The following is a 1,288-nucleotide window of genomic DNA, read 5'->3' on the forward strand; positions in this document are numbered from 1 at the left end:
AGGCCGTCAGGCCGGGGATGAGCAGCGCCGCGGCGAAGGCCGCCGCGCTGAAGCGTCGAATCTTCACGAGAACTCTCCAGGTGGGTCGTCCGGCCACCGCCCGCGCTGGCGGCTGCCGCAGCGGTACGACCCGACAACGCGACCGGATCGTCACCGAGATGTCGTCCGGGTGAATGGACGGGACGCAGAGCAGGAAGACGGTCCGCGGCGATGGTTCCTCGATCGCCTTGAGCAGCGCGTTGCTCGCCCTCTCGCCGAGCCGGTCGGCGTCCTCGATGATGACGACCTGCCAGCGCCCGCCGGACGGCGTGCTGGCCGCCCGCAGCACCAGGGCGCGCGTCTCTTTGACACTGATGGAGAGCCCCTCGGGCACCACCAGGCGGACGTCCGCGTGGGTGCCGGTCATCGTGGTGTGGCAGCCGGGGCAGCTGCCGCAGCCGGTGCCGTGCACGCACTGCAACGCGGCGGCGAAGGCCCGGGCGGCGACCGAGCGGCCCGAGCCGGGCGGCCCGGTGAAGATCCAGGCGTGGGTCATCCCCGCGCCGGGCTCGCCGCCGGCGCTCGTCGCCTCGGCCGGGGCGGCGGCTGGCTCGTCGAACTCCTCGGCGAGGGCGGCCAGTTCGTCGTCGGCGTCGTCCCCGCCGGGGACCGGGCCGGCCGGCGCCGCGGCGGCGCGCAGCAGGGCGGCGGCCGAGGCGGCGGCGCGCCGCAGCGTCGCCACCGCCTCGTCCTGCCCGACCAGGTCGGCGAAGACGTCCGCCATCAGTTGGGGCGCTCCATGGTCACCAGCTCCGCGTCGGATAACTCCGGCTGGACCGTGGTGTCCGGGCCGTGGGCCGGGCGGGGGTGCACGATGCCGGCCGGGTCGACCAGGAACTCGTCCACCCGCCGGGCCACCGCCTGGGCGATCTCCTCGGCCGGCCGGGAGGCGTCGAGCACCAGGTAGCGCTTGGGGTCGGCGGCGGCCAGGTCGAGGAAGGCGTACCGGACCCGCTCGTGGAACGCGATCGACTCGGCCTCCAGGCGGTCGGCGCCCTGGCTGCGGGACTCGACGCGGGACAGCCCGGTGTGCGGTTCGACGTCGAGGAGCACCACCAGATCGGGCTTGAGCCCGCCGGTGGCCCACGAGGAGAGCCAGGAGACCTCCTGCACCGGCAGCGTACGGCCGGCCCCCTGGTAGGCCAGGGACGAGTCGACGTACCGGTCGCTGATCACGACCGCGCCGCGGACCAGCGCCGGCCGGACCACGGTGGCGACGTGGTGCGCCCGGTCGGCCGCGTAGAGCAGC

Annotated in this window: 2 protein-coding genes; both read right to left on the bottom strand. The window is 75.2% G+C overall.

The window, feature by feature from the left end:
- On the bottom strand, window positions 1-763 hold a 763-nt coding region (locus ACWEVO_RS36615), incomplete at its 3' end, for an AAA family ATPase (RefSeq protein ID WP_452311965.1).
- The coding region (gene tmk, locus ACWEVO_RS36620; protein ID WP_452311966.1) for a dTMP kinase at window positions 763-1,288 on the bottom strand (526 nt) is incomplete at its 5' end. The genes tmk and ACWEVO_RS36615, both read right to left, overlap by 1 nt.

It is taken from the genome of Micromonospora sp. NPDC003776 (assembly GCF_053605645.1).